This is a genomic window from Serratia grimesii NBRC 13537 (assembly GCF_001590905.1).
Lineage (GTDB): Bacteria > Pseudomonadota > Gammaproteobacteria > Enterobacterales > Enterobacteriaceae > Serratia > Serratia grimesii.
Map to the genome: position 1 here is coordinate 94,260 of NZ_BCTT01000006.1, position 24,426 is coordinate 118,685.

Annotated in this window: 24 protein-coding genes and 1 pseudogene; 11 read left to right on the plus strand and 14 right to left on the minus strand. The window is 53.9% G+C overall.

All coding sequences use genetic code 11. The annotated features are described in order from the left end of the window. Nucleotides 1-155: 155 nt before the first annotated feature. Nucleotides 156-1,259, plus strand: a complete 1,104-nt coding sequence (gene ddlA, locus SGR01S_RS07115; RefSeq protein WP_037421552.1) for a D-alanine--D-alanine ligase — start codon at nucleotides 156-158, stop codon at nucleotides 1,257-1,259. A gap of 167 nt (nucleotides 1,260-1,426) precedes the next feature. On the opposite strand, the gene SGR01S_RS07120 is transcribed toward ddlA, so the two are convergent. Together SGR01S_RS07120 and SGR01S_RS07125 are read right to left on the minus strand one after the other, a co-directional pair. Beyond that, complete coding sequence (locus SGR01S_RS07120; RefSeq protein ID WP_037421555.1) at nucleotides 1,427-2,206, minus strand: ABC transporter substrate-binding protein; 780 nt, start codon at nucleotides 2,204-2,206, stop codon at nucleotides 1,427-1,429. A gap of 42 nt (nucleotides 2,207-2,248) precedes the next feature. Further along, the gene (locus SGR01S_RS07125) at nucleotides 2,249-3,403 is read right to left on the minus strand and encodes a pyridoxal phosphate-dependent aminotransferase (protein WP_037421558.1); all 1,155 of its coding nucleotides are present in this window, start codon (nucleotides 3,401-3,403) and stop codon (nucleotides 2,249-2,251) included. Between the two features lie 222 nt (nucleotides 3,404-3,625). Here SGR01S_RS07125 and SGR01S_RS07130 point away from each other — a divergent pair, with 222 nt between their 5' ends. The 6 genes from SGR01S_RS07130 (at nucleotide 3,626) to SGR01S_RS07155 (ending at nucleotide 10,717) form a co-directional block, all read left to right on the plus strand. Then, a complete protein-coding gene (locus tag SGR01S_RS07130; RefSeq protein WP_061806951.1) occupies nucleotides 3,626-4,555 on the plus strand; it encodes a LysR substrate-binding domain-containing protein in 930 nt (309 codons plus the stop codon). A 114-nt stretch (nucleotides 4,556-4,669) separates the two neighbouring features. Beyond that, nucleotides 4,670-6,967, plus strand: coding sequence for a beta-glucosidase BglX (bglX, locus tag SGR01S_RS07135; RefSeq protein ID WP_061806952.1), 2,298 nt, complete (start codon nucleotides 4,670-4,672; stop codon nucleotides 6,965-6,967). A gap of 209 nt (nucleotides 6,968-7,176) precedes the next feature. Further along, complete coding sequence (locus tag SGR01S_RS07140; RefSeq protein ID WP_061806953.1) at nucleotides 7,177-8,226, plus strand: ABC transporter substrate-binding protein; 1,050 nt, start codon at nucleotides 7,177-7,179, stop codon at nucleotides 8,224-8,226. Next, the gene (locus SGR01S_RS07145) at nucleotides 8,223-9,221 is read left to right on the plus strand and encodes a FecCD family ABC transporter permease (protein ID WP_061806954.1); all 999 of its coding nucleotides are present in this window, start codon (nucleotides 8,223-8,225) and stop codon (nucleotides 9,219-9,221) included. Before SGR01S_RS07140 ends, SGR01S_RS07145 begins: the two co-directional genes overlap by 4 nt. Beyond that, nucleotides 9,214-9,993, plus strand: a complete 780-nt coding sequence (locus SGR01S_RS07150; RefSeq protein WP_061806955.1) for an ABC transporter ATP-binding protein — start codon at nucleotides 9,214-9,216, stop codon at nucleotides 9,991-9,993. Before SGR01S_RS07145 ends, SGR01S_RS07150 begins: the two co-directional genes overlap by 8 nt. Then, nucleotides 9,986-10,717 (plus strand): substrate-binding domain-containing protein, encoded by a 732-nt coding sequence (locus tag SGR01S_RS07155; RefSeq protein ID WP_061806956.1) that lies wholly within the window; start codon nucleotides 9,986-9,988, stop codon nucleotides 10,715-10,717. Before SGR01S_RS07150 ends, SGR01S_RS07155 begins: the two co-directional genes overlap by 8 nt. A 30-nt stretch (nucleotides 10,718-10,747) precedes the next feature. On the opposite strand, the gene SGR01S_RS07160 is transcribed toward SGR01S_RS07155, so the two are convergent. The 6 genes from SGR01S_RS07160 to lsrK form a co-directional block, all read right to left on the minus strand. After that, complete coding sequence (locus SGR01S_RS07160) at nucleotides 10,748-11,044, minus strand: hypothetical protein (RefSeq protein WP_037425109.1); 297 nt, start codon at nucleotides 11,042-11,044, stop codon at nucleotides 10,748-10,750. Then, nucleotides 11,041-11,676, minus strand: a complete 636-nt coding sequence (locus SGR01S_RS07165; protein ID WP_037425112.1) for a division plane positioning ATPase MipZ — start codon at nucleotides 11,674-11,676, stop codon at nucleotides 11,041-11,043. Before SGR01S_RS07165 ends, SGR01S_RS07160 begins: the two co-directional genes overlap by 4 nt. A gap of 275 nt (nucleotides 11,677-11,951) precedes the next feature. After that, nucleotides 11,952-12,293 carry an HNH nuclease YajD gene (gene yajD / locus SGR01S_RS07170; RefSeq protein WP_037425115.1) on the minus strand — a complete coding sequence of 114 codons (342 nt, stop codon included), beginning with the start codon at nucleotides 12,291-12,293 and terminating at the stop codon, nucleotides 11,952-11,954. Nucleotides 12,294-12,457: 164 nt separating this feature from the next. Beyond that, entirely contained in the window at nucleotides 12,458-13,351 is an 894-nt protein-coding gene (locus SGR01S_RS07175) for a LysR family transcriptional regulator (protein ID WP_061806957.1), read from the minus strand. Nucleotides 13,352-13,410: 59 nt separating this feature from the next. Next, nucleotides 13,411-14,595, minus strand: a complete 1,185-nt coding sequence (locus tag SGR01S_RS07180) for an MFS transporter (RefSeq protein ID WP_061806958.1) — start codon at nucleotides 14,593-14,595, stop codon at nucleotides 13,411-13,413. Between the two features lie 235 nt (nucleotides 14,596-14,830). After that, nucleotides 14,831-16,396: an autoinducer-2 kinase gene (gene lsrK, locus SGR01S_RS07185; RefSeq protein ID WP_061806959.1), complete on the minus strand. Its 1,566-nt coding sequence runs from the start codon at nucleotides 16,394-16,396 to the stop codon at nucleotides 14,831-14,833. A 187-nt stretch (nucleotides 16,397-16,583) separates the two neighbouring features. Between lsrK and lsrG the strand changes: the two genes are divergently transcribed. Then, entirely contained in the window at nucleotides 16,584-16,877 is a 294-nt protein-coding gene (lsrG, locus tag SGR01S_RS07190) for a (4S)-4-hydroxy-5-phosphonooxypentane-2,3-dione isomerase (protein WP_061806960.1), read from the plus strand. Nucleotides 16,878-16,964: 87 nt separating this feature from the next. After that, complete coding sequence (locus SGR01S_RS07195; RefSeq protein WP_061806961.1) at nucleotides 16,965-17,558, plus strand: LysE family translocator; 594 nt, start codon at nucleotides 16,965-16,967, stop codon at nucleotides 17,556-17,558. Here SGR01S_RS07195 and SGR01S_RS07200 read toward each other — a convergent pair. Beyond that, entirely contained in the window at nucleotides 17,555-18,367 is an 813-nt protein-coding gene (locus tag SGR01S_RS07200) for an AraC family transcriptional regulator (RefSeq protein ID WP_061806962.1), read from the minus strand. The two genes, SGR01S_RS07195 and SGR01S_RS07200, sit on opposite strands and share 4 nt — an antisense overlap. A gap of 66 nt (nucleotides 18,368-18,433) precedes the next feature. Here SGR01S_RS07200 and SGR01S_RS07205 point away from each other — a divergent pair. Then, nucleotides 18,434-18,651: pseudogene (locus tag SGR01S_RS07205) on the plus strand (DUF7661 family protein). Nucleotides 18,652-18,684: 33 nt separating this feature from the next. Here SGR01S_RS07205 and SGR01S_RS07210 read toward each other — a convergent pair. The 5 genes from SGR01S_RS07210 to SGR01S_RS07230 form a co-directional block, all read right to left on the minus strand. Then, entirely contained in the window at nucleotides 18,685-19,533 is an 849-nt protein-coding gene (locus SGR01S_RS07210; RefSeq protein WP_037425137.1) for a PA4780 family RIO1-like protein kinase, read from the minus strand. A 123-nt stretch (nucleotides 19,534-19,656) separates the two neighbouring features. After that, a complete protein-coding gene (gene amyA, locus SGR01S_RS07215) occupies nucleotides 19,657-21,147 on the minus strand; it encodes an alpha-amylase (protein WP_061806964.1) in 1,491 nt (496 codons plus the stop codon). A 129-nt stretch (nucleotides 21,148-21,276) separates the two neighbouring features. Continuing rightward, on the minus strand, nucleotides 21,277-21,936 hold the full coding sequence (locus SGR01S_RS07220) for a DUF799 domain-containing protein (protein WP_061806965.1): 660 nt from the start codon (nucleotides 21,934-21,936) through the stop codon (nucleotides 21,277-21,279). Next, entirely contained in the window at nucleotides 21,933-22,289 is a 357-nt protein-coding gene (locus SGR01S_RS07225) for a DUF4810 domain-containing protein (RefSeq protein ID WP_037425143.1), read from the minus strand. The genes SGR01S_RS07220 and SGR01S_RS07225 overlap by 4 nt, the downstream gene beginning before the upstream one ends. Nucleotides 22,290-22,307: 18 nt before the next feature. Continuing rightward, nucleotides 22,308-22,979, minus strand: a complete 672-nt coding sequence (locus SGR01S_RS07230) for a CsgG/HfaB family protein (protein WP_061806966.1) — start codon at nucleotides 22,977-22,979, stop codon at nucleotides 22,308-22,310. A gap of 465 nt (nucleotides 22,980-23,444) precedes the next feature. On the opposite strand from SGR01S_RS07230, the gene SGR01S_RS07235 reads away from it, so the two are divergent. Then, nucleotides 23,445-24,368, plus strand: a complete 924-nt coding sequence (locus SGR01S_RS07235) for a bifunctional helix-turn-helix transcriptional regulator/GNAT family N-acetyltransferase (protein ID WP_037425149.1) — start codon at nucleotides 23,445-23,447, stop codon at nucleotides 24,366-24,368. The last annotated feature ends 58 nt before the right edge of the window (nucleotides 24,369-24,426 follow it).

A 24,426-nucleotide genomic window follows, 5' to 3' on the forward strand; every position in this document is an offset into this window, starting at 1 on the left:
GCGATTTATATACGGAGTGTATATGTTTTGGGTGGTGAAAATTTTGCTTTCTGTGGCATGGGAATTTTCTTGTTCACAGTGATTGTCGCCATCCGACAATGCGTTTATTGTGATAAACAACTTTTTTGCACTGATTTTTCAGAAGGATTTAGGGCGTGAGCAAATTACGTGTTGGTGTGATCTTTGGCGGTAAATCGGCGGAGCATGAGGTTTCGCTACAGTCGGCAAAGAACATTGTGGATGCAATCGACAAAGACAAGTTTGACGTCACGCTGCTGGGGATCGACAAGCAGGGGCAGTGGCACATTAACGATGCGTCCAATTATCTGCTAAATGCAGAAAACCCGGCGCTAATAGCTCTGAACCGTTCAAATAAAAATGTGGCTTTGATTCCCGGTAAGGAAAAACAGCAACTGATCGAATCAGGCAGCGCCGGTACCTTGGGCCAGCTCGATGTCGTTTTCCCAATCGTACATGGCACTTTGGGGGAGGACGGATCGCTACAGGGGCTGTTGCGGATGGCCAATCTGCCATTCGTCGGCGCGGGCGTGCTGGGGTCGGCGGTCAGCATGGATAAAGACGTCACTAAACGTTTGTTGCGTGATGCCGGGCTGGCTGTGGCGCCATTTGTGACGCTGACGCGCAGCAATCGCGCTAAATTCAGCTTTGAACAACTCAGCGAACGCCTGGGTTTGCCGTTGTTCGTTAAGCCGGCTAACCAAGGGTCTTCGGTGGGGGTCAGCAAGGTTCAGGATCGTGCCGGTTTTGATGCTGCTGTGACACTGGCGTTTAGCTTCGATCATAAAGTGTTGGTGGAATCGGCGATTGTTGGCCGTGAGATTGAGTGCGCCGTATTGGGCAATGATGAACCGCAGGCCAGTCTGTGTGGCGAAATTGTGTTGAGCGATGCCTTCTACTCCTACGACACAAAATACATCAACGAGCAGGGTGCTCAAGTGATCGTGCCTGCGGTGATTGCGCCGGAGGTGAGCGACAAAATACGTGACGTAGCGCTGAAAGCGTTTCGTGCGTTGGAGTGTTTCGGTCTGGCTCGTGTGGACGTGTTCCTTACGCCGGACAACAACGTGGTGATCAACGAAATCAACACGCTGCCGGGCTTCACCAACATCAGTATGTATCCCAAATTATGGGCTGCCAGCGGCGTCAGCTACAGCGAACTGATTACCCGTCTGATTGAACTGGCGCTAGAGCGCCATCAACAGGATCGCGCGTTGAACAGTTCGGTGTTTGATCGGTAAGCGGGCATAAAAAAGAACCAGGTTGGTGGCCTGGTTCTTCTGACAAACTCGCGTAAAGGCTAGACCGGTAGGGGGCGAACATGTTCTAACCCATTGATGATGTTATTGGGTGCAGCATGCAGCGCCCCTGCCATGAAACAATTGAGTTCTTTTTTGAAGCGGGTTTCTTACTTCACCGTCACATCAATATCGCCAAAATATTTCTTCGCCAACTTGCCCACCGTGCCTTGTTGCTTCACTTTGACAATGGCTTCATTGAGTTTTTTCTTCAGCGCGTCATCCCCTTTACGCAGACCGAAGGCAATGCCCTCACCGAGGATCTTGTCATCACTGACCGCATCGCCAACAAAGGCGAAGCCCTTGCCGTCAGGGTGGGACAGGAAACCGCTTTGTCCTGAAGGTGCCATGACCAGCGTAGCATCGAGGCGTCCGGCGGTCAGATCAAGATAAGCCTGGTTCTGATCCTGATAGGACACAACGTCCACGCCTTGTGGTGCCCAGTGTACCTTGGCGTAGGTTTCCTGGATTGAACCTTGCAGCACGCCGACATGCTTGCCTGCCAACGAGGTGGCATTCGGCAACAGACCGCTGTCTGCTTTGGCAATCAGTCGGTTAGGCACCTGATAGATAGAGTCAGTGAAATCTATCGCCTGGCGACGTTGGTCAGTGACGTTCATTGCCGAGTTAATGGCATCAAATTTGCGTGCTTTTAACGCTGGGATCAGGCTGTCGAACGAGGTTTCGACCCAACTGCATTTCAACTGCGCGGCGGCGCAAACGGCGTTACCCAGATCGATATCAAAACCTTCAAGCTGACCGCTGGCGGATTTGGATTCGAACGGTGGGTACAGTGCTTCCAGGCCAAAGCGCAGGGTATTTTCTGCCGCCAGCGTGGAGCCGGCGGCCAACAGGCAACCTGCGGCGATCAACGTTTTCAGTGATTTCATATTCAGAGCCCTTTTCCCATGGTCAAAGCAAAAATGAATGCATTACACCTGACACAGACGGCGTGCGCCTTCCAGCAGGGTCTCGTTATCTTTTGAAAAACTCAGCCTGATAATGCCAGTGTCGGTACCGTCGCTGTAAAATGCCGACAGCGGGATAGTCGCCACTTTGGCTTCGCGGATCAGGCGTACTGCAAAATCGTTGTCGCTTTCCTGACTGAAACCGCTAAAGCGGGCCAGCATAAAGAAACTGCCGCGGCTGGGCAGTAATTCAAAGCGTGAATCTTGCAGGGCATTGGCCAGTAAATCACGTTTCTGCTGATAGAAGGCCGCCAGTCCCAGATAGCTTTGCGGGTTTCCCAACGCTTCAGCAAAGGCATATTGCATCGGCGTATCGGCGGAGAACACCATAAACTGATGAACTTTACGGATTTCATCCATCAACGCTGCGGGTGCCATACAGTAACCGACGCGCCAGCCCGTCACGTGATAGGTTTTGCCAAATGACGAGACAATCACACTGCGTTCGGCTAACTGTGGATGGCGCGCCATGCTGTGATGAAGACCACCGTCGAAGACGACATGCTCATAGACTTCATCGGACAAAATGACGATGTCGGTGTTGCGCGTGAGGGCAGTCAGCCGCTCAATGTCATGTTCGCCAAACACACTGCCGGTTGGGTTATGCGGGCTGTTAACGATGATCATCCGCGTTTTACTATTGATGGCGGCGGCGACTTCGTCCCAGTCAATATGCAGATCTTGTAGCGACAGTTTAATGGCGACCGGTGTTGCGCCCTGCAAGCGGACGATCGGCGCATAGCTGTCGAACGCCGGTTCGAAATAAATAACTTCATCGCCTGGGTGCACCAGTGCGCTGATGGCGGAATACAAACCTTCGCTGGCGCTGGCAATGACCGTAATTTCTTCATTGGCGTCGTAGCGCGCGCCATACAATTGTTCGACTTTATCAGCCAGAGCGGATCGTAACGCCGCTACGCCGCTCATTGGGGCGTATTGGTTATGACCTGCACGCATGGCTTGCGCTACCGCGTCAACCAACTGCGGCTCACAGGCGAAGTTGGGGGCGCCCTGTGAGAGGTTCAAAGCCTGATGTTCAGCACTGAGCTGGCCAATAACGGTAAAAATAGTGGTGCCGACGTCCGGCAACTTCGAGCGGTGTGAGCAGGCGCTCTGCATGAGTGGCTCCAGGGTGAAAGAGGGGAAGTATCGTTTGATTAAGCATCAATGACAGTAGGCCAACAAGGGAAAGTTTGTCATACTTGCCATGCATTCAGATCATGGCTTATATCTTCCACTCGCCATCATGGGCGCAGCATGCAGTACCTCTACCACAGGGGTTAACCGTAAGGGACGTATCTATTCGTCCCGACAATTTTCTGGGATATAAAGGAGCTCGCTGTGTCGTCATCCTTACCTTCGCTCGATGTCTTGAAAACCTTTGTGGTGGTGGCCCAACGACTTAATTTTACTCATGCCGCCCAAAGTTTGCATTTGACGCAGGGCGCGGTCAGCCGGCAGATCCTCGGGCTGGAGCAGCATTTAGGCTACCCATTATTTAGCCGTCGGGCACGTGGCCTGGCACTGACCCCACAGGGGGCGATGTTGTTGGCACCGGTGCAGCAGGCTCTGGGGCAGTTGGATGAGGCACTATCGCGGGCTGGGGCACAGACGGGGACTCTGCGGATAAAGTGCCCGACCTGTGCCATGCGCTGGGTGTTACCGCGTATCATCCGGCTACAAAATGAACGACCGGAAATGCATATTGAATTGACCGCGTCGGTATCGCACGGGCTGGATTTCGGTGCAGAACACTTTGATGCTGCCGTGGTGTTCGGCCGGCCGCAGGGCAAGAAGCTGACGGCGCATCATCTGTTTGATGAAATTCTTACGCCAGTCTGCACACCATCTTATCTGCCCGATTTACCTCATCCACCAACCCTGACCGATCTGTCTGAGAAAACCCTGTTGCACCCTACACGCGATCGCCGCGACTGGTTGTTGTGGTTGAAGGCGGCGGGAAAAGAGGCACTACCTTCACGCAAGGCGCAGCATTTCGATACGCTCGATCTGGCGATGAGTGCCGCGCTACAAGGGTTTGGTATCGCCATCGGCGATTTGTGCTTGTTAGAAGAGGATATCCAGGCGCAGCGCGTCGTCACACCTTTCCCACTCAGTGTTGTCAGCGGTGCGGCGTACTATTTGGTTTATCCGGAACGGGCTGTGGTGCCCACAGCATTAACAGAACTGGTCAATTTTCTCGACGATGAGGCGGCACTAAGCCGCGCGCGGCTGAAAAATTACCGACTGGCGTCTGCTAACAGCTTGTAACTTTTAACATTACAAATTATTTCTGCGGTGAAAAGGAGTATGGCACACTGCTTTTCACATTGATTGATCATCCCCGCCGCGGCCTGCGATGGGAACATGCCTGAGATAAAAAATATGAAATGGCTTTGTGTGGTGAGTATGTTGTCCGGTCTGGCCATCAGCCCGGTTTTTGCGCAGGAAAGTACTGTCATGCAAGGTGTGAACGCGCAGCAGCGTGACGCCTTTGTCTCCAATCTGATGAAACAGATGACGCTGGAAGAAAAAATCGGCCAGTTGCGGTTAATCAGCGTTGGGCCGGATAACCCGAAAGAGGCGATCCGTGACGGCATCAGTAAGGGCCAGATTGGCGCCATCTTCAATACGGTTACCCGACCGGATATCCGCGCCATGCAGGATCAGGCCATGCAACTCAGTCGCCTGAAAATCCCGTTGTTCTTTGCCTACGACGTAGTGCACGGCCAACGCACCGTGTTCCCGATCAGCCTCGGGCTGGCGGCCAGTTTTGATCTCGAAGCCATCGCCCTCAGTGGCCGCGTATCGGCTCAGGAAGCCAGCGATGACGGTTTGAACATGACATTCTCGCCGATGGTCGATATCACCCGCGATCCGCGCTGGGGTCGGGTATCGGAAGGTTTCGGTGAAGATACCTGGTTGGTGTCTAAAATAGCCAAAGTGATGGTGGATGCGTACCAAAACGGCGATCCTTCCCAACCCGGTGCCATCATGGCCAGCGTGAAGCACTTCGCGCTGTACGGCGCTACCGAAGGTGGTCGTGATTATAACACCGTCGATATGAGCCCGCTGCGAATGTACCAGGACTATCTGCCGCCTTATAAGGCCGCGGTTGACGCCGGCAGCGGTGGCGTTATGGTGTCGCTCAACTCGGTGAACGGTATTCCGGCCACCGCCAACCCGTGGCTGTTGAAAGATTTGCTGCGCGATCAGTGGGGTTTTAAGGGCATCACCATCAGTGACCACGGCGCGATTAAAGAGCTGATTAAACACGGTGTGGCGGAAGATGCCCGCGATGCCGTACGGTTGGCGATCACCTCCGGTGTCGACATGAGCATGAGCGACGAATATTACGACCAATACCTGCCGGGGCTGGTGAAGGACGGGCTGGTATCGGAAAGCGATATTGACCGGGCCTGTCGCGACGTGCTGAATACCAAATATGACATGGGCCTGTTCAAAGACCCGTATACCCATCTTGGCCCGGTGGGGTCTGATCCTCAGGACACTAATGCCGAAAGCCGGTTGCACCGTGCTGAGGCACGCGTGATCGCACGTAAGACCATGGTCCTGTTGAAGAATGACAAGCAAACGCTGCCATTAAGCAAGCAGGCAACCATTGCGCTGGTCGGGCCGATGGCCGACAGCCAACGTGACGTGATGGGCAGCTGGTCAGCCGCTGGGGTGATTAAACAATCGGTCACCCTGCGTGAAGGACTGGAGCGTGCCGTGGGCGACAAGGCGAAAATCCTCTACGCCAAGGGTGCCAACGTCACTCAGGACAAGAGCATTATCGACTACCTGAACGAGTATGAACCGGCGGTGGTGTTTGATACTCGTCCGCCACAGCAGATGATTGACGAAGCGGTGCAGGCAGCGAAGAAAGCCGATGTGGTGGTCGCGGTGGTGGGGGAATCGCAAGGCATGGCGCACGAAGCTTCAAGCCGTGCCGACATCACCATTCCACAAAGCCAGCGTGACCTGATCGCCGCGCTGAAGGCCACTGGCAAGCCGCTGGTGCTGGTGTTGATGAATGGCCGACCACTGGCATTGAGCTGGGAAAGCCAACAGGCGGATGCGATGCTGGAAACCTGGTACAGCGGCACCGAAGGTGGCAATGCGGTGGCTGATGTCCTGTTTGGCGACTACAACCCGTCGGGCAAGCTGCCGATGACCTTCCCGCGTTCGGTCGGGCAGATCCCAATGTACTACAACCATCTCAATACCGGCCGTCCGTTCGGCAAGGAAAATCCGGGCAAGTACACCTCACGTTACTTTGACTCACCAAATGGTCCGCTGTACCCGTTTGGCTACGGCTTGAGTTACACCAGCTTTAGCCTGTCGGACCTGAAGCTCTCCAGCCCGACGATGGCGCGAAACGGCAAAATCACGGCCAGCGTCACACTCAAGAACACCGGTAAATATGATGGTGCCACAGTAGTGCAGCTGTATCTGCAAGACGTGACCGCTTCGGTCAGCCGCCCAGTGAAAGAACTGCGTAATTTTAAAAAGGTGATGTTGAAAGCGGGGCAGTCGCAGAAGGTGGAGTTGCCTATCACCGAAGAGGATCTCAAGTTCTATAACGCCAGCCTGAAATGGGGCGCGGAACCGGGCAAGTTTAATGTCTTTGTCGGCCTGGATTCTGACAACGTGCAAGCACAGAGTTTTACACTGAAGTAAGTGTACCGGCACATCTGTTGTCACCCCAGTCACTTTCCCGAGTGGCTGGGGACTTCAAAACGGCCCGCGTTGTTTTAATTCTTTAGCCTGTCACAGGCAACAAACTCGTTCGTTTGCGTATAAATCCATCTGTTTTGATCCCGCTGATTGTTTCGCCATGGGCATCGCTATATCATTTTGTACATAACGATAACCAACCGGAATTTCCCATGTTCAAACGCTTCCCACGAATACTGCTGTTTTTCATCCTTTTTTCATCCGCCGCGCAGGCAGATCGCCAGGTAACCGATCAACTCAACAGACAGGTCACGTTGCCCGATACCATCACCCGCGCTGTGGTGTTGCAACACCAGACGCTGAACCTATTGGTGCAACTTGATGCTCTGCCTCAAGTGGTTGGCGTACTCAGCAGTTGGAAGAAGCAATTGGGGCCAAATTATCTGCGTCTGGCACCTGAACTGGCGAACATGCCGATGCCGGGTGACCTCACGTCAGTGAACATTGAAAGCCTGCTCAAATTGCATCCGCAGGTGGTGTTTGTTGCCAACTACGCACCGCCGGAAATGATTGCTCAGATAGAGCGTGTAGGTATCCCGGTGGTCGCGATTTCGCTGCGCCGTGAGGCAGCGGATCAAGCCGGGAAAATGAACCCGGTGCTGAGCGATGAAGACCAGGCTTACAATCTTGGCCTGCAAGACGGCATTCGCCTGATTGGTGCGGTTATGGGCCATCAACCTCAGGCCGAGGCATTGATTCAAGACGTATTCCAACAGCGGACGCTGGTGGCCGATCGGCTGCGCGACTTGCCGGAAGACCAACGCGTACGGGTCTATATGGCTAACCCGGATTTAACCACTTACGGCTCTGGCAAATACACAGGGTTGATGATGCAGCATGCGGGTGCGTTGAACGTCGCGGCAAAAGATATTCAGGGTTTTAAGCAGGTGTCGATTGAAGACGTACTGAAGTGGAACCCGGCGGTGATTTTTGTGCAAGAACGCTATCCTGAGGTGGTGAAGCAAATCCTCAGCGCACCGCAGTGGCAAGGGATTGATGCGGTGAAAAATAAACGTGTGTACCTGATGCCGGAATACGCCAAGGCCTGGGGATACCCGATGCCGGAGGCGCTGGCATTGGGTGAGCTCTGGATGGCGAAAAAGCTTTATCCTCAGCGTTTTGACGACGTTAATGTGCAACAGCGGGTGGATGCCTACTATCGACAGTATTACCGCAGCAGTTGCTGCCAGAGCGGGCAATGAGGCTTGGCTGGCTGATCCTACTGACATTGCTGTGTGCGTTGGTGTCATTGGGCATTGGCCGCTATCCGGTATCGCCAACTCACAGTCTGATGATCCTGCTCGAGCCGCTTACCGGCCCACAGGGCGGGATTGATGCGGTTCAGCGTCAGGTGATCCTCGGGGTACGTGTACCCCGGGTATTGCTGGCGATGGGTGCGGGTGCGGCGCTGGCCTTATGCGGTGCAGCGTTGCAAGGGGTGTTTCGTAACCCGTTGGTTGATCCGCATATTATCGGTGTCTCTTCCGGTGCCGCGTTTGGCGGTACGTTGGCTATTTTGCTCAGTTTGCCGATGATGGCGCTGTTGCTGTCAGCGTTTGTGTTCGGCATGGCGGCGTTGCTGCTGATTTTCGCCATTACCAGTGCCATCGCCCGACGCAATATCTTGTCGCTGGTACTGGCCGGGGTGATCCTCAGTGGGTTTTTCTCTGCCTGTGTCAGCTTGCTGCAATATCTTGCCGATACCGAAGAGAAACTGCCGAGCATCGTATTTTGGCTATTAGGCAGTTTCGCCACCGCCGACGATAACAAACTGTTGATGTTGTTCCTGCCGCTGCTCTTGGCTGGCGGGCTGCTGCTGGCATTGCGTTGGCGTATCAATTTGTTGTCGATGGGGGACGAAGATGCTGCTGCGCTAGGGATTAACGTTGAACGCACTCGCTGGCTAATTTTGACGTTGTGCGCGGCGATCGTTGCTGCGCAGGTGGCGGTCAGCGGCAGTATTGGTTGGGTAGGGCTGGTGATCCCGCACATCGCCCGGTTGTTGGTCGGCCCCGATCATCGCCGCCTGCTGCCGGCTTCTATGTGCCTGGGGGCATTGTATATGGTACTGATCGACGATCTGGCACGTACGTTGAGCAGCAGTGAAATTCCTTTAGGCATCTTGACGGCATTGATCGGTGCGCCGCTGTTTGCATTGCTGTTGCGCCGTGCGCAGCTGAGAGGTTGGCATGGGTGAGACGTTATTGGCGGTCAACGATTTAAGTTTTGGCTGGCCAGGCCAGGCAGCTTTATTTAACCAACTGAATATGCAGTTGCGGCGCGGTGAGGTACTGGCGGTGTTAGGCCCTAATGGACGCGGTAAAAGCACTCTGATGCAACTGCTGCTGGGTACTTTGCCGCTGCAAAAGGGCGCTGTTGAATGTGGTAACGGTATTGGTTTTGTGCCGCAGCATTTCGCGGCTCCTTTTGCCTACCGCGTGTTAGATATTGTGTTAATGGGGCGTGCACGCTATGTGGGCCTGTTCCGTTCGCCTTCGGCGCAGGACCACCGATTGGCGAAAGAGGCCTTGCAGTCGCTGAATATGTTGGACTTTGCTGACCGCGAATTCGGCAGCCTGTCTGGCGGGCAACGGCAATTGGTACTGATTGCACGTGCACTGGCAATGCACTGTGAGGTGTTGATGCTGGATGAACCGACCTCTGCACTGGACTTGCACCATCAGGATCGGGTGCTGAGCCTGATGTCACATTTGGCGCGGGAAAGACGGATGGCAGTGATGTTCTCCACCCATCAACCTAATCATGCGCATGCGGTGGCTGATAGGGCTCTGCTGTTGGGTGCAGCAGGGCAACATCAAATCGGGCCGTGCGCTGGGGTACTGACGGCCGAGAACTTGTCACCGTTGTTTGATTTAGCCATTGAGCGGGTAGCTTTAGAGATTGATGGACGGCAGTTTGAAACGCTGGTGCCATTGTATCGTAGCCAACGGGAGCGTGAACGTGAGTAATATTTTGTTGTTCGCTGCCGGTAGCCTGCGTGGGGCATTTGGCCCCTTGCTGACGGCGTTTCAGGCACAAACCGGTGAAAGGGTAGAAACCGTGTTTGGTCCAGCAGGCCTGTTGCGCCAGCGAATCGAAGCAGGAGAGCATCCGCATATTTTTGCTTCGGCCAATCTGGCGCATCCACAGCGCTTGGTTGATTTGCAGTTATCATCACAGGTGCACCGTTTTGCTCAGAATCGGCTGTGTGCCACCGTGCGTAATATTACCGAGTTAACAGAACCGCCATTGCTGGAGGCGTTACTGGATTCACGCTGGAGAGTAGCGACGTCCACACCTGGCGCAGATCCTTCAGGTGACTATGCACAGCAATTGTTTGATCGAATAGAACAGATCATGCCGGGGCAGGGGACTGCTTTGCGACAACGAGCATTAGCATTGGTGGGTGGGCCTGACTCATTGCCGGTGCCTGTGGGTCGGCCAGCAGCAGAGTATCTGCTTAACAGTGGGCAGGCAGACATTTTCCTCGGTTATGCCAGCTATGGTGCTGTGTTAGCTGAGTTTCCCGAACTGGCTGTGAGGCATTTACCGCTGTCACTGGCGATTAAAGCCGATTACGGCCTGTGCTTACTGGCTGCACGAGCGCAGCATTTAGCTGAGTTTATTCTGGGAGGGCAAGGACAGGATATGTTGCGGGAGCAAGGTTTTTTACCTGCCAACGTGATGAGCTAATAGCTTACTAAGTTGGCAGGCTATGGGCAATTATAGTTTTTTCAGCAGTTGCAGCAGGTGTTCTTCACTTTTCTCTGCCAGCCTGTCAATCGCCAGCTTAATAATGTCAGAGCGGGTAATGCGCACGACACCGTTACGCGCGGCCTGCATAATAATTTCATCGATAGCATCGACATGGTTATCGGTCAGGCTAACAGAAATGGCTTTATAAGTGCGTTTGCGGCCCTGCGGTTTGGCTTCGGGGGCAGGCACTAACAAGGTATGTGAGGTGGCGCTGTTAATAAATTCGTCTTCTGACATGCGGTGGGTTGGGGTGCGCTTTTTCACAGAATCACCTCTTTTACCAGGCTTTCGATTTCTGCCTGCGCTTTTGCGTTATGTGCCTCGTGCACGGTAATCGCTTCACCCCAGGCATCACGGTAGATCTTGCGATCACACAGACGGTTGCTAACTAACGTCAATTCTGGGTATTCACTCAATACCTGCGCCGCTTCGTTAGCTTCATTAATAAAGATATTGGTTGGGCACATGTTCAGCACAATGTAGCCTTTCACCTTCTCGTTATATTCCTGTGCGGTGGCAAACATTTCCGACAGATACCCGACGGTGTCGAGATCCATCTGTGATGGGCGCAATGGAGAGAGGAACAGATCGGCCGCCAGCAAACCAGAACGCAGTTCTGCGCTATCGCGGCCTGCGGTATCGACAATGACATAGTCGTAATGGCGATCCAGTTCCAGCAGGGTCTCTTTGATTTTGCCCGAGGCCGCGACCACAGGGATATGTGGCAGGCCTTCCACGTTCTGGCGGTCGTTATACCAGGTCATGATTGATTTCTGATCGTCAGCATCAACGATGATGGCCGTTTTTCCCTGCTTAAGGATCAGATATCCGGCGATATTGACCGCCTTGGTCGATTTTCCTACGCCACCTTTTTGCGAGCCAATCAAAACAATCATGCTGCCATCTCTTAATTTATTAAGCTGGTAACTTATTAAGTTAATAAGCTTATTAGGTTGATAATTAAATAGGTTAACAACAATAACGCCTGAACAATATGCACCAACTACGGCGGCTTGCCAAGCCGTATGCGGTTAACTTTACAGCCTATTTTGCTGGTAATTGAGCCAGTGGGTAAGTAGGAATGTTCTGGGAAGGAGAGAATAGAGGGGAATTTTTTAATTTGGTAGCTTAATAAGTTATTAAGCTACCAATGATAGCCACGCCGTGAGCGCTACTTTTTCAACATTGACTTCAGGTTGGCAAACGGATTGTGAGTCGCGAGTCCAATGTCTTTTTGCGCATCTTCACCGGCAATCACCGTGGAGCCGTATTGGTCGGCTTCGGTATATTTGGAGTGCTCATGATCGTGGCAATACAGGCACAGCATTTCCCAATTACTGCCATCTTCCGGGTTGTTGCTATGGTCGTGATCGATATGGTGGACCGTCAGTTCACGCAGGTTGGAGTAAACAAACTCGCGCGAGCACCGCCCGCAGACCCAGGGGAAGATTTTCAGCGCTTTTTCGCGGTAGCCGGTCTCCAGCCTCGCGTAGTTTTTTGGGATATATGCCATGGTATGTGCCTGCCGGGTGATAACAATAATGCGTCTAATAATATCACAAAGCGCCGGGTTACAGCGTGCGGCACATCACCGTCACTTCTTCGCCACAAACCTCCCGCAACTCAACTGGTTGCCAGCCCAGTTTTTGATACGGCAACTGTAGTGGGAGTTTTCGTTTATGTGAAGGTCTCGACGGCCCAATCGATAAACACGCGCATTTTGGCACTCAGATGGCGATTGGAGGGATAGACCACGTACATCTGTTCCGAGGGCGGTTGCCAGTCTTGCAGCAGGCTGACCAGTTCGCCGTTGTCCAGATGCGGCTGGGCCATAAAGCGGAAGGTCTGGATAATGCCCAGCCCGGCCAATGCCGCGGCAAGTAGGGCATTGCCCTCGTTGACGCTGACGTGATAGCGGTGCTGGATATCAATCTCCTTGCCCCGATCGACAAAGTGCAGCGGCTGGATGCGATCGTTCAGCGCATGGCGGTAGTGCGCCAGCGGAAAACCCAGCTCCAGATCGCACGGGTGTTGCGGCGTGCCGTGGCGCGCCAGATAGGCTGGGGTGGCGCAGGTGACCCATTCAAGTTCGAACAGCCGGCGGGCAATCAGAGTGGAATCGGCCAGCGGCCCACTACGGATCACACAGTCGGCGCTGTCGTTAATCAGATCTATCAGCCGGTCGCCTACTCCGAGGTCGATCTGAATGTGCGGATAACGCGCGATAAAATCCGGCAGCGCTGGGAGCAACAGTTGGCGAGCGGTTGAGCCGCCGGCATCGATGCGCAATACCCCCTGTGGCGCACTTTGCGACTCGGTCATGCTGCCTTCCATTTGCTCCAACTCGGCCAGCCATTTTACCGTTCTCTGGTAGTAGCATTCGCCCTCAGCAGTGACTGAGACGCTGCGAGTGGTACGCTGAAACAACTTCGTCTGCAGGTGATCTTCCAGGTTCTGGATTAGCTTAGTGACGGTGGCCTTGGGCATCCGCAGCGAATCTGCCGCACGGGTGAAACCGCCAGTTTCGACTACACGGTTAAACACCCGGATAGCGAGTAAATGATGATCCATAGGCTCTCACTGCAACACCCCGACCAATGCCGGGGTGTATTTCTGTGGATGAACAATGATTATGACTGTTTAGCGCCAATCATGCCGGAACGCAAGGTCAGGCCGAAAACCAGCGCGGCGGACAGGGTGAGTGCGCCACCGAACAGCATTGCGCTGCTGACGCCTTGCCAGTCGACGACCTCCCCACCCAGCAGAGCGCCGGAGGCCAGTGCAATCTGGATTACACAGACCAACAATGCCTGGCCTGCCTCTGGTGCTTGCGGTACGGCGGCGAACATCCAGTTGGTTGCGCAGACCGGCACCGCGCCAAATGCCAGCCCCCATACCATCACCATCAATGTGGCGCCTGCGATACCGCTGAGGAACGGTGAGACGATCAGGATGGCTGCCAGCATCGCGGCGATCAGGATAAAGGTGGCTCGCAGGCTGCGTTCAGCCAACCGCTCGCCGAGGAAAGTGCCGAGCAGACCAATAGCGCCATAGGCCAGCAGTTGCAGAGAAATCGCCGATGGACTGAGAACAAACACTTGTTGCAGCAGCGGCTTCAGGTAGGTATAGGCGGCAAAGTGGCCGATAAACAACAGCACGATGGCAATCAGCCCGGTACGGGCCATCGGCAGGCGCAACGGTAACAGCAGATCGCTTACGGTGACCGGGCGAGTGGGGGGGACGGAAGTCAAAAGGCGCAGCTGCGCCAGCAGCACCCCAATCGCCAGCACCGCACTGCCAAAGAAGGCGGCGCGCCAGCCGAACAGGTCACCAATCAAGGCCCCGGCGGGGACGCCGCACACGGCTCCGACCGAAATACCGCTGAGGATCAGCGCGGTGGCGCGCCCCTGGCTGGCTTCCGGCACCAGATGGCGGCCATAGTTGGCGGCGAAGGCCCAAAAGCCGCCGACGCAGATGCCCAGTAACACGCGGCCCAGCAGCATCATGGGGAAGTTAACCGCCAGTGCGGAGACCAGATTGGAGATGGCCAGCAGTACGCTCAGCGCCAGCATCAGCAGGCGACGATCGAGCCGACCGGCTGCCAGGCTCAGTGCCGGTGCGGCGATCGCCGCGATAATGCCGGGCACGGTCACCATAAGGCCTGCTTTGCCGGTGCTGACATCCAGAGAGGGGGCGATGTTGGTCAGCAGGCCGATCGGCAGAAACTCGGTGGTGACCATCACAAAACAGGCGACGGTGAGCGAAAAAATCGCCAGCCAGGGTGATGGTGCAGGTTTATCATTATTATTCAGCATAGTACCGCTCGTCCCAGGTGAATGTGTATACCGCGCGGCGAGCGCGGAGTGACAGAAGTCACAATTTACGCAGACCTCTGCGGCGGATAAATCCGTTTGCGGTAGTTACACTGTTTCCGTGGGGGAACAATCTCGGGAGGCAAGCAGGGCGGTGATTGGCGCTAAAGTGTCAGGCTAAAGACGTAATCGGCATAAGATTATGCAAAGGGCGCAGCAAGCTGCGCCCGAGTAAAGATCACAACCCCGGGGCTTTCCACATCGAGGTGGTCAGGCCGTGGTCCACCAGCGTGAGCTGATCGGCATAGACCTGTTGCCAGGTCTCTTTTTGCCGCTGATACAGTGCATGATTGGCCATATCCGGCTGGTATTCTCGCTCCCAGCGCACCAGTTGCTCGCCGGTTTGCGCCAGAGATTCATACAGCCCGGCACCCACCCCGGCAGCAATGGCGCAGCCTAACGCAGTTGCTTCTTTCACGACGGGGACGCGTACTGTCAGGCCAGTGACGTCGCTGAGGATTTGGCTCCATAACTTGCCCTTTGAACCGCCGCCGGCAAACACCAGTGAATGCGCCTGCATGCCGGAAAAACGGGCGATCTGCTCCAGGTTGCAAGCCGATACAATAGCGGCGTTTTCTTCCAGTGCCCGGAACAGGGTCTGCTTATTACAGCGTTCCGGGTCGAGTGACAGGTTGATAAACGATGGTGCGGCGTGATACCAGGTTTTGAAATGCATGGCATCGGAAAATATCGGCATGACGCCGTAGGCTCCAGGCGGCACTCGCGCCGCCATCTCTTCCAACAAACTGTATGCGTCTACGCCTAATCGTTCCGCCATCAGCTTTTCTTCGGCACAGAAGGCGTCGCGGAACCAGCGCATGGTCAACCCGGTGAAGAAGCTGATCGATTCTGCCTGCGCCATACCGGGAATAACGTGTGGGTTGATGCGGATATTCATTTCTGGGTCAGTTGCCGGTTCCGGCAGATTGACGATCTGTTGCCAGAAAGTGCCGCCCAGTACCGCAGTCTGTCCGGCGTGTACGACTCCCAACCCCAGACTGCCCAGTTGCACATCTCCACCCCCCATAACGACCGGAGTGCCGCGCAGCAGGCCGCTTTGTTGTGCTGCCAGCTCAGTAATATGTCCCAGCACACTGCCCGTCTCTTTCACTGGGGACAGCATGTCGGCACGCAGGCCGGCCATATCAAGCAGCGCAGGGCGCCAGTCGCGACTGACTAAATCCAGCATGCCGGTGGTCCCGGCATTAGAGGGATCTACCGCCAGTTCACCGCTCAGCATATTCGCCAGCCAGTCGCTGATCATGGTCAGCGTCGCCGCTTGTCGGTAAATATCCGGTCGGTGATGCGCCAGCCACAACAGGCGCGGCATGGCACTCAATGCCAACGTTTGGCCTGAATACTGGTAAACCTCACGTTCGAAATTATGGTTATGCAGCTCTTTCAGTTCGCTGACTTCCTGACTGGCACGTGCGTCAACGTTGGCACAGGCCCAGATAGGCGTACCGTTACGATCATAGAGCACGATGCCTTCGCGCATGGAACAGCAAGCTACGGAACGAATTGCCTGGCCAGTCAGGCCGGCATTTTGCAGTGCCTGACGGATGCACTGGCAGGTCAATTGCCAGTTGTGGGTGAGATCAAACTCCATTGAGCCGGGTACGTCAGGTACCGCCAAATGCCGCCATTCGGCCTGACCTTGGGCGATCTGGTTGCCCGCCAAGTCGAATATTACCGCGCGAATGCTACCGGTACCGGCGTCCAGCGCCATCAAATAGTTATCCATAGCTCACACTCTCTGGGGTTTGGATCTTAACTATAGATGTCGCGCACTTCACTCTTGTGGAGGAAGCGGAGAGGGGCGCGGGATTTGTGAACTGCGCTGCAAAATTGCCGTTGCAGGGGGTAAATCGGCGGGAATAAATCTATGGTTGGAAAGCACATTGGCCTTCAAGGTGAAACAAGGAGCAGTCATGCACGTCACTCTGGTAGAAATTAACGTTAAACAGGACAAAATCGACGAGTTTATTGAAGTCTTCCGCGCCAATCACTTGGGGGCGATTGAGGAGCCGGGTAACCTGCGTTTTGACGTGCTGCAGGATGAAACTGTCCCGACGCGTTTTTATATCTATGAGGCTTACCGGGACGAGCAGGCCGTCGCCGCCCACAAAAAAACGCCACACTATCTGCAATGCGTGGAAAAGCTGGAAGCGCTCATGAGCGGCCCACGTAAGAAAACGACCTTTATCGGCTTAATGCCGGGTTAGGACGTAACGGTAGGGTAATTCTGTTCAATACAGTGAGTGCCTAAATCGTCAGTCTGGCATCTGTGAACTCTTTCTCAGGTGCCTGTAATGAATATCTATATTTCGATGGCCGCTTTTGCGCTGGCCTCCTCCATTACCCCCGGTCCGGTCAATATTGTTGCGCTGAGCGCCGGGGCGCAATTCGGTTTTAAAGCCACCTTGCGTCATGTCTTTGGCGCCACACTGGGATTCACACTGTTGTTAATCCTGATAGGTCTCGGGCTGCACACGTTGTTGCTGTTGTGGCCGGTGCTGACGCAGGTGATCCAGTGGGCTGGCATCGCATTCTTGCTGTTTATGGCCTATCAATTGGGGTTTGATGACGGGCGGCTGGGTAACGGCAGTCAAGTGCACGCGCCGTCTTTTTGGTATGGGGCCCTTTTGCAGTGGCTAAATCCCAAGGCGTGGCTGGCTTCGGTAGCCAGTTTGGGGGCCTTTGTCGCCGACGGCGATCGGCTGTTGTTGTGGCAGTTCGCTGTGATTTACTTTGTGATTTGTTATGCGTCGGTGGCTTGCTGGGCCTATGTGGGTGCAATGCTCACAGGTCTGCTGCAACAGGCTCGTAATGTGCGGCGTTTTAATCGCTTGATGGCTTTGTTGTTGGCGGCCAGCGCCTGCTATTTGCTGGCCGACGGTGTTTAGCGTGGGTTTTGGTACTGACCGGGGGTTGCGGCCAACAGCAGCTTGAAGGTGCGTTGAAAGTGAGCCTGATCGGCAAAACCGCTTTCGCTGGCGGCTGCGGCAATCGGATATCCACGTTTCAGTAGCCGGTGGCCGAACTGAATGCGTTGATTAACCAGATAGGCGTGCGGTGTCATGCCATAACGTTGCTTAAAGGCGCGGATCAGGTAAGACGGTGAAAGTGACGCGGCCTGGCAGATGGCATCCAACGTCAGCGGTTGGGTGCAGTGCGTGCTGATAAACGCCGCTGCTGTTTCCAGCCTGGGGTGCCCGGTTGTTGGCGGGCGAGCGTTACCCTGATGGATCTGCAGTTCAGAGAAATACTCTATCAGGGCAATGTGTTTTTCCAGATGGCAGCGTTGTGGGTCAATCAATAGCGCATAAAGCAGGTTCAGACCGTTGAACAGAGTAGGGACACGACTGATCACTGGGTTGAACGGGATAAAACCCCCTTCGCCACCGGTGATTTCTTGCTGTAATTTACCCAGCCATGCGGCATCAATATAAAACATGATGTATGACCAGCGCTGGTCACCGATTGGGTTACAGGCGTGGGCTTGCTGCGGGTTAATCATCACCACATCCCCGGTACTGACCTGCAACCGTTGGCTGCCGTTAATATAAATGCTGGTGCCATCAGTGATGGCGCCGATGGAAAAGATCTCATGGCTGTGCAGGGCGTAGCAGACCTTACGACCATCTTCAATGGCTCGGGCTTCCACAAAGGGGAGCTGTGGGTCACGCCAGAACTGCGGTATATGTGCGGTCATTGGCTTTCCTTTCTGGCGCGAGGGACTCGCTTGTTATAGCGTAAAATATGCGTTGGAGGGAATGTGATGATAATTTTTAATGTGTTCGGCCGCCTGCTGGGCGTTAAACGCGTGGGGACGCAATGGCAGTTATTTCGTGTGACACTGCCGGAACACAAGTATGCGCGCAGCTACGACATTGTGCTGCCAGATGAATTGACCGAGGATGAAATTGCCGGTTATCTGGGGGACATTTACCATGAGGCGGCACTGAACGCCATCCTGACGTCTTCAGGATTGAATAGCCCCCGGTCACGGGTACATGACCGGGGCGGTGTTCAATCTTCTTCGTTACGGGCCATCAGCTGGCGTTGGTGCTCTTCACTTGCCGCCTGAATTTCTTCCAGAACTGAACCGACATCAGCGCGTTTATTGCTTTCGATAAACTTGCCTGTCAGCACGCTTGCCGGCGTCAGATTACCTTCTTGATATAGCGCCCAAATCTCTTTGGCGTACTTGCTGCCAAGCAGTTCAGGCGCATACTGGCCGTAATAATGCGACATGTTATTGATGTCGCGTTCGAACATGCTTTTGGCGTGGTTATTGGCGGCAGCGTCCACGACCTGCGGCAGATCGATAATCACCGGCCCATTTTTGTCCATGAGCACGTTGAATTCCGACAAATCGCCATGTACCAGCCCAGCGCACAGCATGCGCACCGCGTAGTTCATCATCAGTGCGTGATCGGCCCGTGCCTGTTCCGGCGTCAGGGTCACATCGCTCAAACGGGGCGCTACCAGGCCTTCTTCATCGGTAATGAGTTCCATCAGCAACACGCCATCCAGACAAATGTCGGGTTGTGGCACGCGCACGCCAGCTTTGGCGAGCAGATACAGCGCATCGACCTCGGTGTTCTGCCAGGCTTCTTCCTGCTGCTGGCGACCGAACTTAGAACCTTTGCTCATGGCACGTGCATCGCGGCTGTTACGTACTTTACGGCCTTCCTGGTAGTTCACGGCCTGTTTGAAGTTACGCTTGTCTGCTTCTTTGTAAACTTTGGCGCAGCGGATCTCTTCGCCGCAGCGCACGATAAAGACGTCGGCTTCTTTGCCACTTTTCAAACGGCGGATGACGTCGTCGATTAAACCATCATCTACCAATGGCTGGAGTCGTTTTGGAATTTTCATGCAGCCTTGTACCCTATTTAGGCTCCGGTGTGAATGGTTTGCTAAGGTGTTACCCTAATTTAGACCCGAAAGGCAAAATTTAGTTTGTTGCCGCCGCGACACATTGCCGCCGCGGCGCATTATCTACAGGGTTTCTGCCAGAACCCAAACGCTGACGCTGCCGCCGTTAACCGGAAAAGTAGCATTCCCGTGTTCGTCGGTGGTGACATCATCTTGCCGATGACCAAGCAGGTCACGCCAGTTTTTATGTGCCAGTTCAGCGCCCAACGAAACCGTTTTGCTGCTTTCAGCGCCATTGGTGAGCACCACGACGCAACCAGGGGCGTCAGCGGTACCGCTGCGACTGAAAGCCACGCAGTTTTTATCATCAAAATAATCGGTTTGCACGCCGTTGGCAAAGCGTTGTCGTGCTTGAATCAACTTTTCCAGTTCAGGGATAACCGGCATATCAATTTGGTATTCCTGGCCGTCGCTCCCTTTATCTTTATAACTGGCGCCGTACAGATCGGGATAGAACACACAGGGCACGCCTTGTTCGCGCAACAGGATCAAGGCGTAGGCCAGAGGCTTGAACCAAGGTTCGACCGGTGCTTCCAGTGATTGCAGCGGTTGCGTGTCGTGGTTGGCGACCAGCGTGACCGAATGTGCGGGATCGGCGGCGGTAAGGGTATCGGTGAAAATGTGCGCCATGTCGAACCCGTCCCCCTGCTTCGATGCCTGGTGAAACTTTAGGTGCAAGGCTACGTCGAACAGCATCACTTTGCCCTCGACCAGGTCAATATACTGCTGTAGCGCGGCCAAATCGTGTGACCAGTATTCGGCAACGATAAACAGATCACGTTGCGCGCTGTCGCGTACGTGGTCAGCCCATTCTTTAAAGAACCAGGCCGGAATGTGTTTAGCGGCATCCAGACGGAAGCCATCGCACGGCAAGGTTTCCATCAGCCACCGCGCCCAGTATTTCAGTTCTTCCACGACCGCTGGATTGCGAAACTCGACGTCGGCACCCATCAGGTAATCGTAATTGCCTTTTTCGTCGCCGACCTGATCGTTCCAGCCGTCGTCGCCATAGTCATTGGCGATTTTAAATACGCCTTTTTGATCGGGTTGTTCAACATAATCAACGCCACCAAAGCAGGTGTAATCCCAAATGAACTTAGAGTAGGTGCCTTGTCGGCCGGGGAAGGTGAAGCGGGTATAGGCCAGCGCATCGAAGCCCTGATCGTTAATATCATTGCGATTGTTGGCGTCCGCTTTATACACGTGCACCTGTTCTTTCTCGTCGGCACCGAGTTTATGATTGAATACCACGTCATAAATCACTCGCACGCCATTGTCGTGTAACGTTGTGGCAGCATGGGCCAGCGCCTCTTTGTCACCGTATTTGGTGGCGCGGCTGCCTTTTTGATCGAACTCGCCTAAATCGAATAAATCGTAGCTGTCGTAACCGACCGAGTAGCCACCGGAGGCGCCCTTATAAGCAGGGGGGAGCCACAGATCGGTAATGCCCAACTCGGCAATATGTGCAGCGCGTTCGGCGGCTTCCTGCCATAACTTACCGCCGTCGGGGTAGTACCAATGGAAAAACTGCAGCAACGTGGTTTTTTTCGTCATGAGCCAGCGTCCCTATTTGCCAAAAGAAGGTGCAAGATGAGCCGCAACCCATCCCATCCTGTTACAGCATGGGCTACTTTTGGCAAAAGGGAAACTCGGTTTGGGCGGCCGGATGTGCCGCCCTGAAGGTTAACGCTGACTGGCGTAATGCGGTGAGCGCGGGCCATACAAAATGGCACCGTTTTTACCGTTTGCCGACAGTAAGCGCGTATTGGCAATAGCGCCAATATCGAAGCCTTTGTCGCTGATGGTATCGGCGATTTGCGCGATGGCCGCGCTGATCACCATACCCAGCAGACCGCCACCGGAGTTGTTGTTATTTTCGTTGCTGGAGGCAGTGGCGCTGCCAGCCCAAAGCTGTTTACCGTTACGCAGATCGACCAACCTGGCGTTTACGGTGACGCGTGTTTCACTGCTAATCACTACATAGCTGGTGCCATATTGAATGACGTCCAGATACAGTACCGCGTCGGCACCGAAGATCTTATGCAACTTTTGAATGCTGACTGCGCGGATATCGTTGGCGTTAGTCAGGCCATTTTGCTGGAACGTTTCCTCGACCACGGCGACGGGCAGGACATAGTAACCGGCTTCCGCAAGCGGCAGCGTAGTGCTGGCAAGCACGCTGTGGCTGGCTTTGACATCCGGCGACTGATTGACCGGTGGCAGTACCAGGATTGATTTCGGCTTGCTCTCGTGGAACGCAGCATAATCGTAAGGAGCCTGTTTGGCGCAACCGCTCAGCAGCAGGGTGACAGCGATACCGAAGAAACCTAATGCACGTTTCATTTAAAGCTCCCCTTATCCTTGGCCATCAGGAAATTCATAAACGGCGCCGATTCCGGGAACAGTGATTTTTCCGTATTGAATTCGGTCATGGCGTGCTCGGTATTACCGGTTTTGCTGTACAGCAGGCCCAGTTGCGCATGCAGGCCTGGCGGTACGGCTTTATTCTTGGCGCGAGATTTTTCAACGATTTCTTTTAGCGTCAAAATCTGTTGCTCAGGGCTGAGGCCATCCTGCTGGTAATATTGATAAATCGAGGTTTGGTAGCCATCCCAGTTGTAGAGCGTTTTTGGCGCGGCACAGCCGGCCAGCAGGGTTGCTGCGACCAGCACCCCACCCATTTTTTTAGTTATCATATTTCTGCTTCTATTCCGTTAGTTAGCAGGGCGCCATGCGCCACTTTCGATACCGGCAACCAGGTTATTGACTGCTTCACGTACTGCCAGATCCAGAACTTTACCGTTGAGAGTGGAATCGTAGCTGGCGGTGCCGCCGAAGCCGATGATTTCACGGTTGGACAGCTGGTACTCACCGGCACCTTGCGTGGAGTAAACCACTTCTGAGGTTTGCACGTTGACCACGTTCAAATTGACCTTGGCATAGGCCACCTGTGTTTTGCCGCGTCCCAGAATGCCCCACAGTTGGTGATCGCCCACTTCTTTACGGCCGAACTCGGTAACATCACCGGTGATCACGTAGTTTGCGCCTTTCAGCGTCTGGGTTTTGCCTTGAATGCCGGCTTCAGTTTTCAGCTCATCCATATTGGCGCGATCCAGGACGTTAAAACGACCGGTCTGCTGCAGATGGGTGATCAGGATGGTTTTGGACTGGTTACCCAAACGATCGACGCCATCGGAGAAAATACCGTTCATATAGCTGGAACGATTATCGAATTTGCCGACGGAAATAGGGCTGCGTTGACCTTGGTAGCTGGTGTTGTAGGACGCCACTTTAGGTACGTCCAGTGAACGCGAGGATTCTGTGGCACACCCGGCCAGCAGGCTGACAGAAAGGGCGACTGAACAGATAACGAGTGATTTATTCATTGAAGTGCAATCTCTCCATGATGATAAAACAGCATAAGACATACCGCCTTACGCCCACCGTTTAAACAGATGGGGGGAATAACTGTGACTATTTAAACGCCGTAATCCTGCCATGGATGTGTAACAAAATACAACTTAATATCGACATAATGGTTGTTATTAGAGGTTTAATAACTCATTTAAATACAATGGATTGAGCAAGTGTATTATTCATATTTTATCTGCTTTGCTTTATTGTCTACTTTTGACTGATTAATTATTTATTTAATTTAAGTTAATTGGTTTTTTATTTTTTCAATTTAGCTAAATGAAGAAGGTAATTCTGTTAGCCTTGTCGTAGGAGCGTCGATGTTATGTCGGATCAATATTTATCCCTTATCAAATATCCGTTATGGTAGTGAAAATTAGGTAACACTATCAACTAACTGATGGGTTTCACTGCCCACAGAGACAGGATGATTGACTATGGACATCAGAGATTTCAGGGCGTTGTCACGCAATCTGGTTAGAGAGCTGGGCATGTTGAATAAACAGAGCAATGGGTCGCGTTTTTCACCGTTGCAGATCCACATTCTGATTGAGGTCAGCACGTTGCCACTGGGCGTTACCGATCTGGCAACCCGTTTGTGCATTGATAAAGCCAGCGCCAGCCGGGCTGTGCGTAGTCTGGTTGCCGCCGGCATGATTGAGGCTGTGGATTATCCCCATGATAAACGACACAACCTGAATCAGCTCACTAAGCTGGGGCGTAAAACGCTGGCGTCGATTGATGCTAATGCCGACGGTTTTATGCAGGATGCGTTGGCGCAGCTGGACGACGATGAATTGGCTGATACGACTGCGGCGATGAAAAAGATGGCTGCGGCATTACGCAGTGCTCGCAAACAACGTGAGGCTGCCTTGCAGGTTCGTCCAATAACCGAGGCGGATGACGCAGCGATGGCGGGTATTATTTGTGCGGTATTCCGCGAGTACGGCATGGACAAAATGGACGGTGTTAGCCTGCACGATCCCGACCTGGATCGCCTGACGGGCGTTTATCACGATCAGGGCGGCAAGTATTGGGTGCTGGAACAAGAAGGAAAGGTGGTGGGCGGGGTTGGCATCGCACCCTTGGTGGGTGGGGATGCTGGTTACTGTGAGTTACAAAAACTGTTTTTCAAACCCAGCGTTCGTGGGCTGGGTATGGCGCGCTATATGGTTGTACAGGCACTGAAAACGGCGCGTGCAGCAGGGTTTCGCTATTGCTATCTGGAAACCACTGAACAATTGAAGGAAGCACTGGGATTATATCGTGCGCTGGGCTTCACTTTGTTGACGGAGAAGCGTGGTAATACCGGCCATCACGGTTGCAATATCTACATGCTGAAGGATCTGCAAAGCGACTGAATGCTGCCGCAGATTACATAAAACAAAAGGCGGCCAAGGCCGCCTCTTTGCACAATTG

Coding starts and splice junctions, on each gene's coding strand:
- bglX (WP_061806952.1), top strand. CDS start 4,670: ATGAAATGGCTTTGTGTGGTGAGTATGTTGTCCGGTCTGGCCATCAGC.
- SGR01S_RS07225 (WP_037425143.1), bottom strand. CDS start 22,289: ATGATAACTAAAAAAATGGGTGGGGTGCTGGTCGCAGCAACCCTGCTG.
- SGR01S_RS07145 (WP_061806954.1), top strand. CDS start 8,223: ATGAGGCTTGGCTGGCTGATCCTACTGACATTGCTGTGTGCGTTGGTG.
- SGR01S_RS07235 (WP_037425149.1), top strand. CDS start 23,445: ATGGACATCAGAGATTTCAGGGCGTTGTCACGCAATCTGGTTAGAGAG.
- yajD (WP_037425115.1), bottom strand. CDS start 12,293: ATGGCATATATCCCAAAAAACTACGCGAGGCTGGAGACCGGCTACCGC.
- SGR01S_RS07125 (WP_037421558.1), bottom strand. CDS start 3,403: ATGCAGAGCGCCTGCTCACACCGCTCGAAGTTGCCGGACGTCGGCACC.
- SGR01S_RS07140 (WP_061806953.1), top strand. CDS start 7,177: ATGTTCAAACGCTTCCCACGAATACTGCTGTTTTTCATCCTTTTTTCA.
- SGR01S_RS07195 (WP_061806961.1), top strand. CDS start 16,965: ATGAATATCTATATTTCGATGGCCGCTTTTGCGCTGGCCTCCTCCATT.
- SGR01S_RS07200 (WP_061806962.1), bottom strand. CDS start 18,367: ATGACCGCACATATACCGCAGTTCTGGCGTGACCCACAGCTCCCCTTT.
- SGR01S_RS07230 (WP_061806966.1), bottom strand. CDS start 22,979: ATGAATAAATCACTCGTTATCTGTTCAGTCGCCCTTTCTGTCAGCCTG.
- lsrG (WP_061806960.1), top strand. CDS start 16,584: ATGCACGTCACTCTGGTAGAAATTAACGTTAAACAGGACAAAATCGAC.
- SGR01S_RS07120 (WP_037421555.1), bottom strand. CDS start 2,206: ATGAAATCACTGAAAACGTTGATCGCCGCAGGTTGCCTGTTGGCCGCC.
- amyA (WP_061806964.1), bottom strand. CDS start 21,147: ATGACGAAAAAAACCACGTTGCTGCAGTTTTTCCATTGGTACTACCCC.
- SGR01S_RS07220 (WP_061806965.1), bottom strand. CDS start 21,936: ATGAAACGTGCATTAGGTTTCTTCGGTATCGCTGTCACCCTGCTGCTG.
- SGR01S_RS07165 (WP_037425112.1), bottom strand. CDS start 11,676: ATGATTGTTTTGATTGGCTCGCAAAAAGGTGGCGTAGGAAAATCGACC.
- SGR01S_RS07180 (WP_061806958.1), bottom strand. CDS start 14,595: ATGCTGAATAATAATGATAAACCTGCACCATCACCCTGGCTGGCGATT.
- SGR01S_RS07150 (WP_061806955.1), top strand. CDS start 9,214: ATGGGTGAGACGTTATTGGCGGTCAACGATTTAAGTTTTGGCTGGCCA.
- SGR01S_RS07175 (WP_061806957.1), bottom strand. CDS start 13,351: ATGGATCATCATTTACTCGCTATCCGGGTGTTTAACCGTGTAGTCGAA.
- lsrK (WP_061806959.1), bottom strand. CDS start 16,396: ATGGATAACTATTTGATGGCGCTGGACGCCGGTACCGGTAGCATTCGC.
- SGR01S_RS07210 (WP_037425137.1), bottom strand. CDS start 19,533: ATGAAAATTCCAAAACGACTCCAGCCATTGGTAGATGATGGTTTAATC.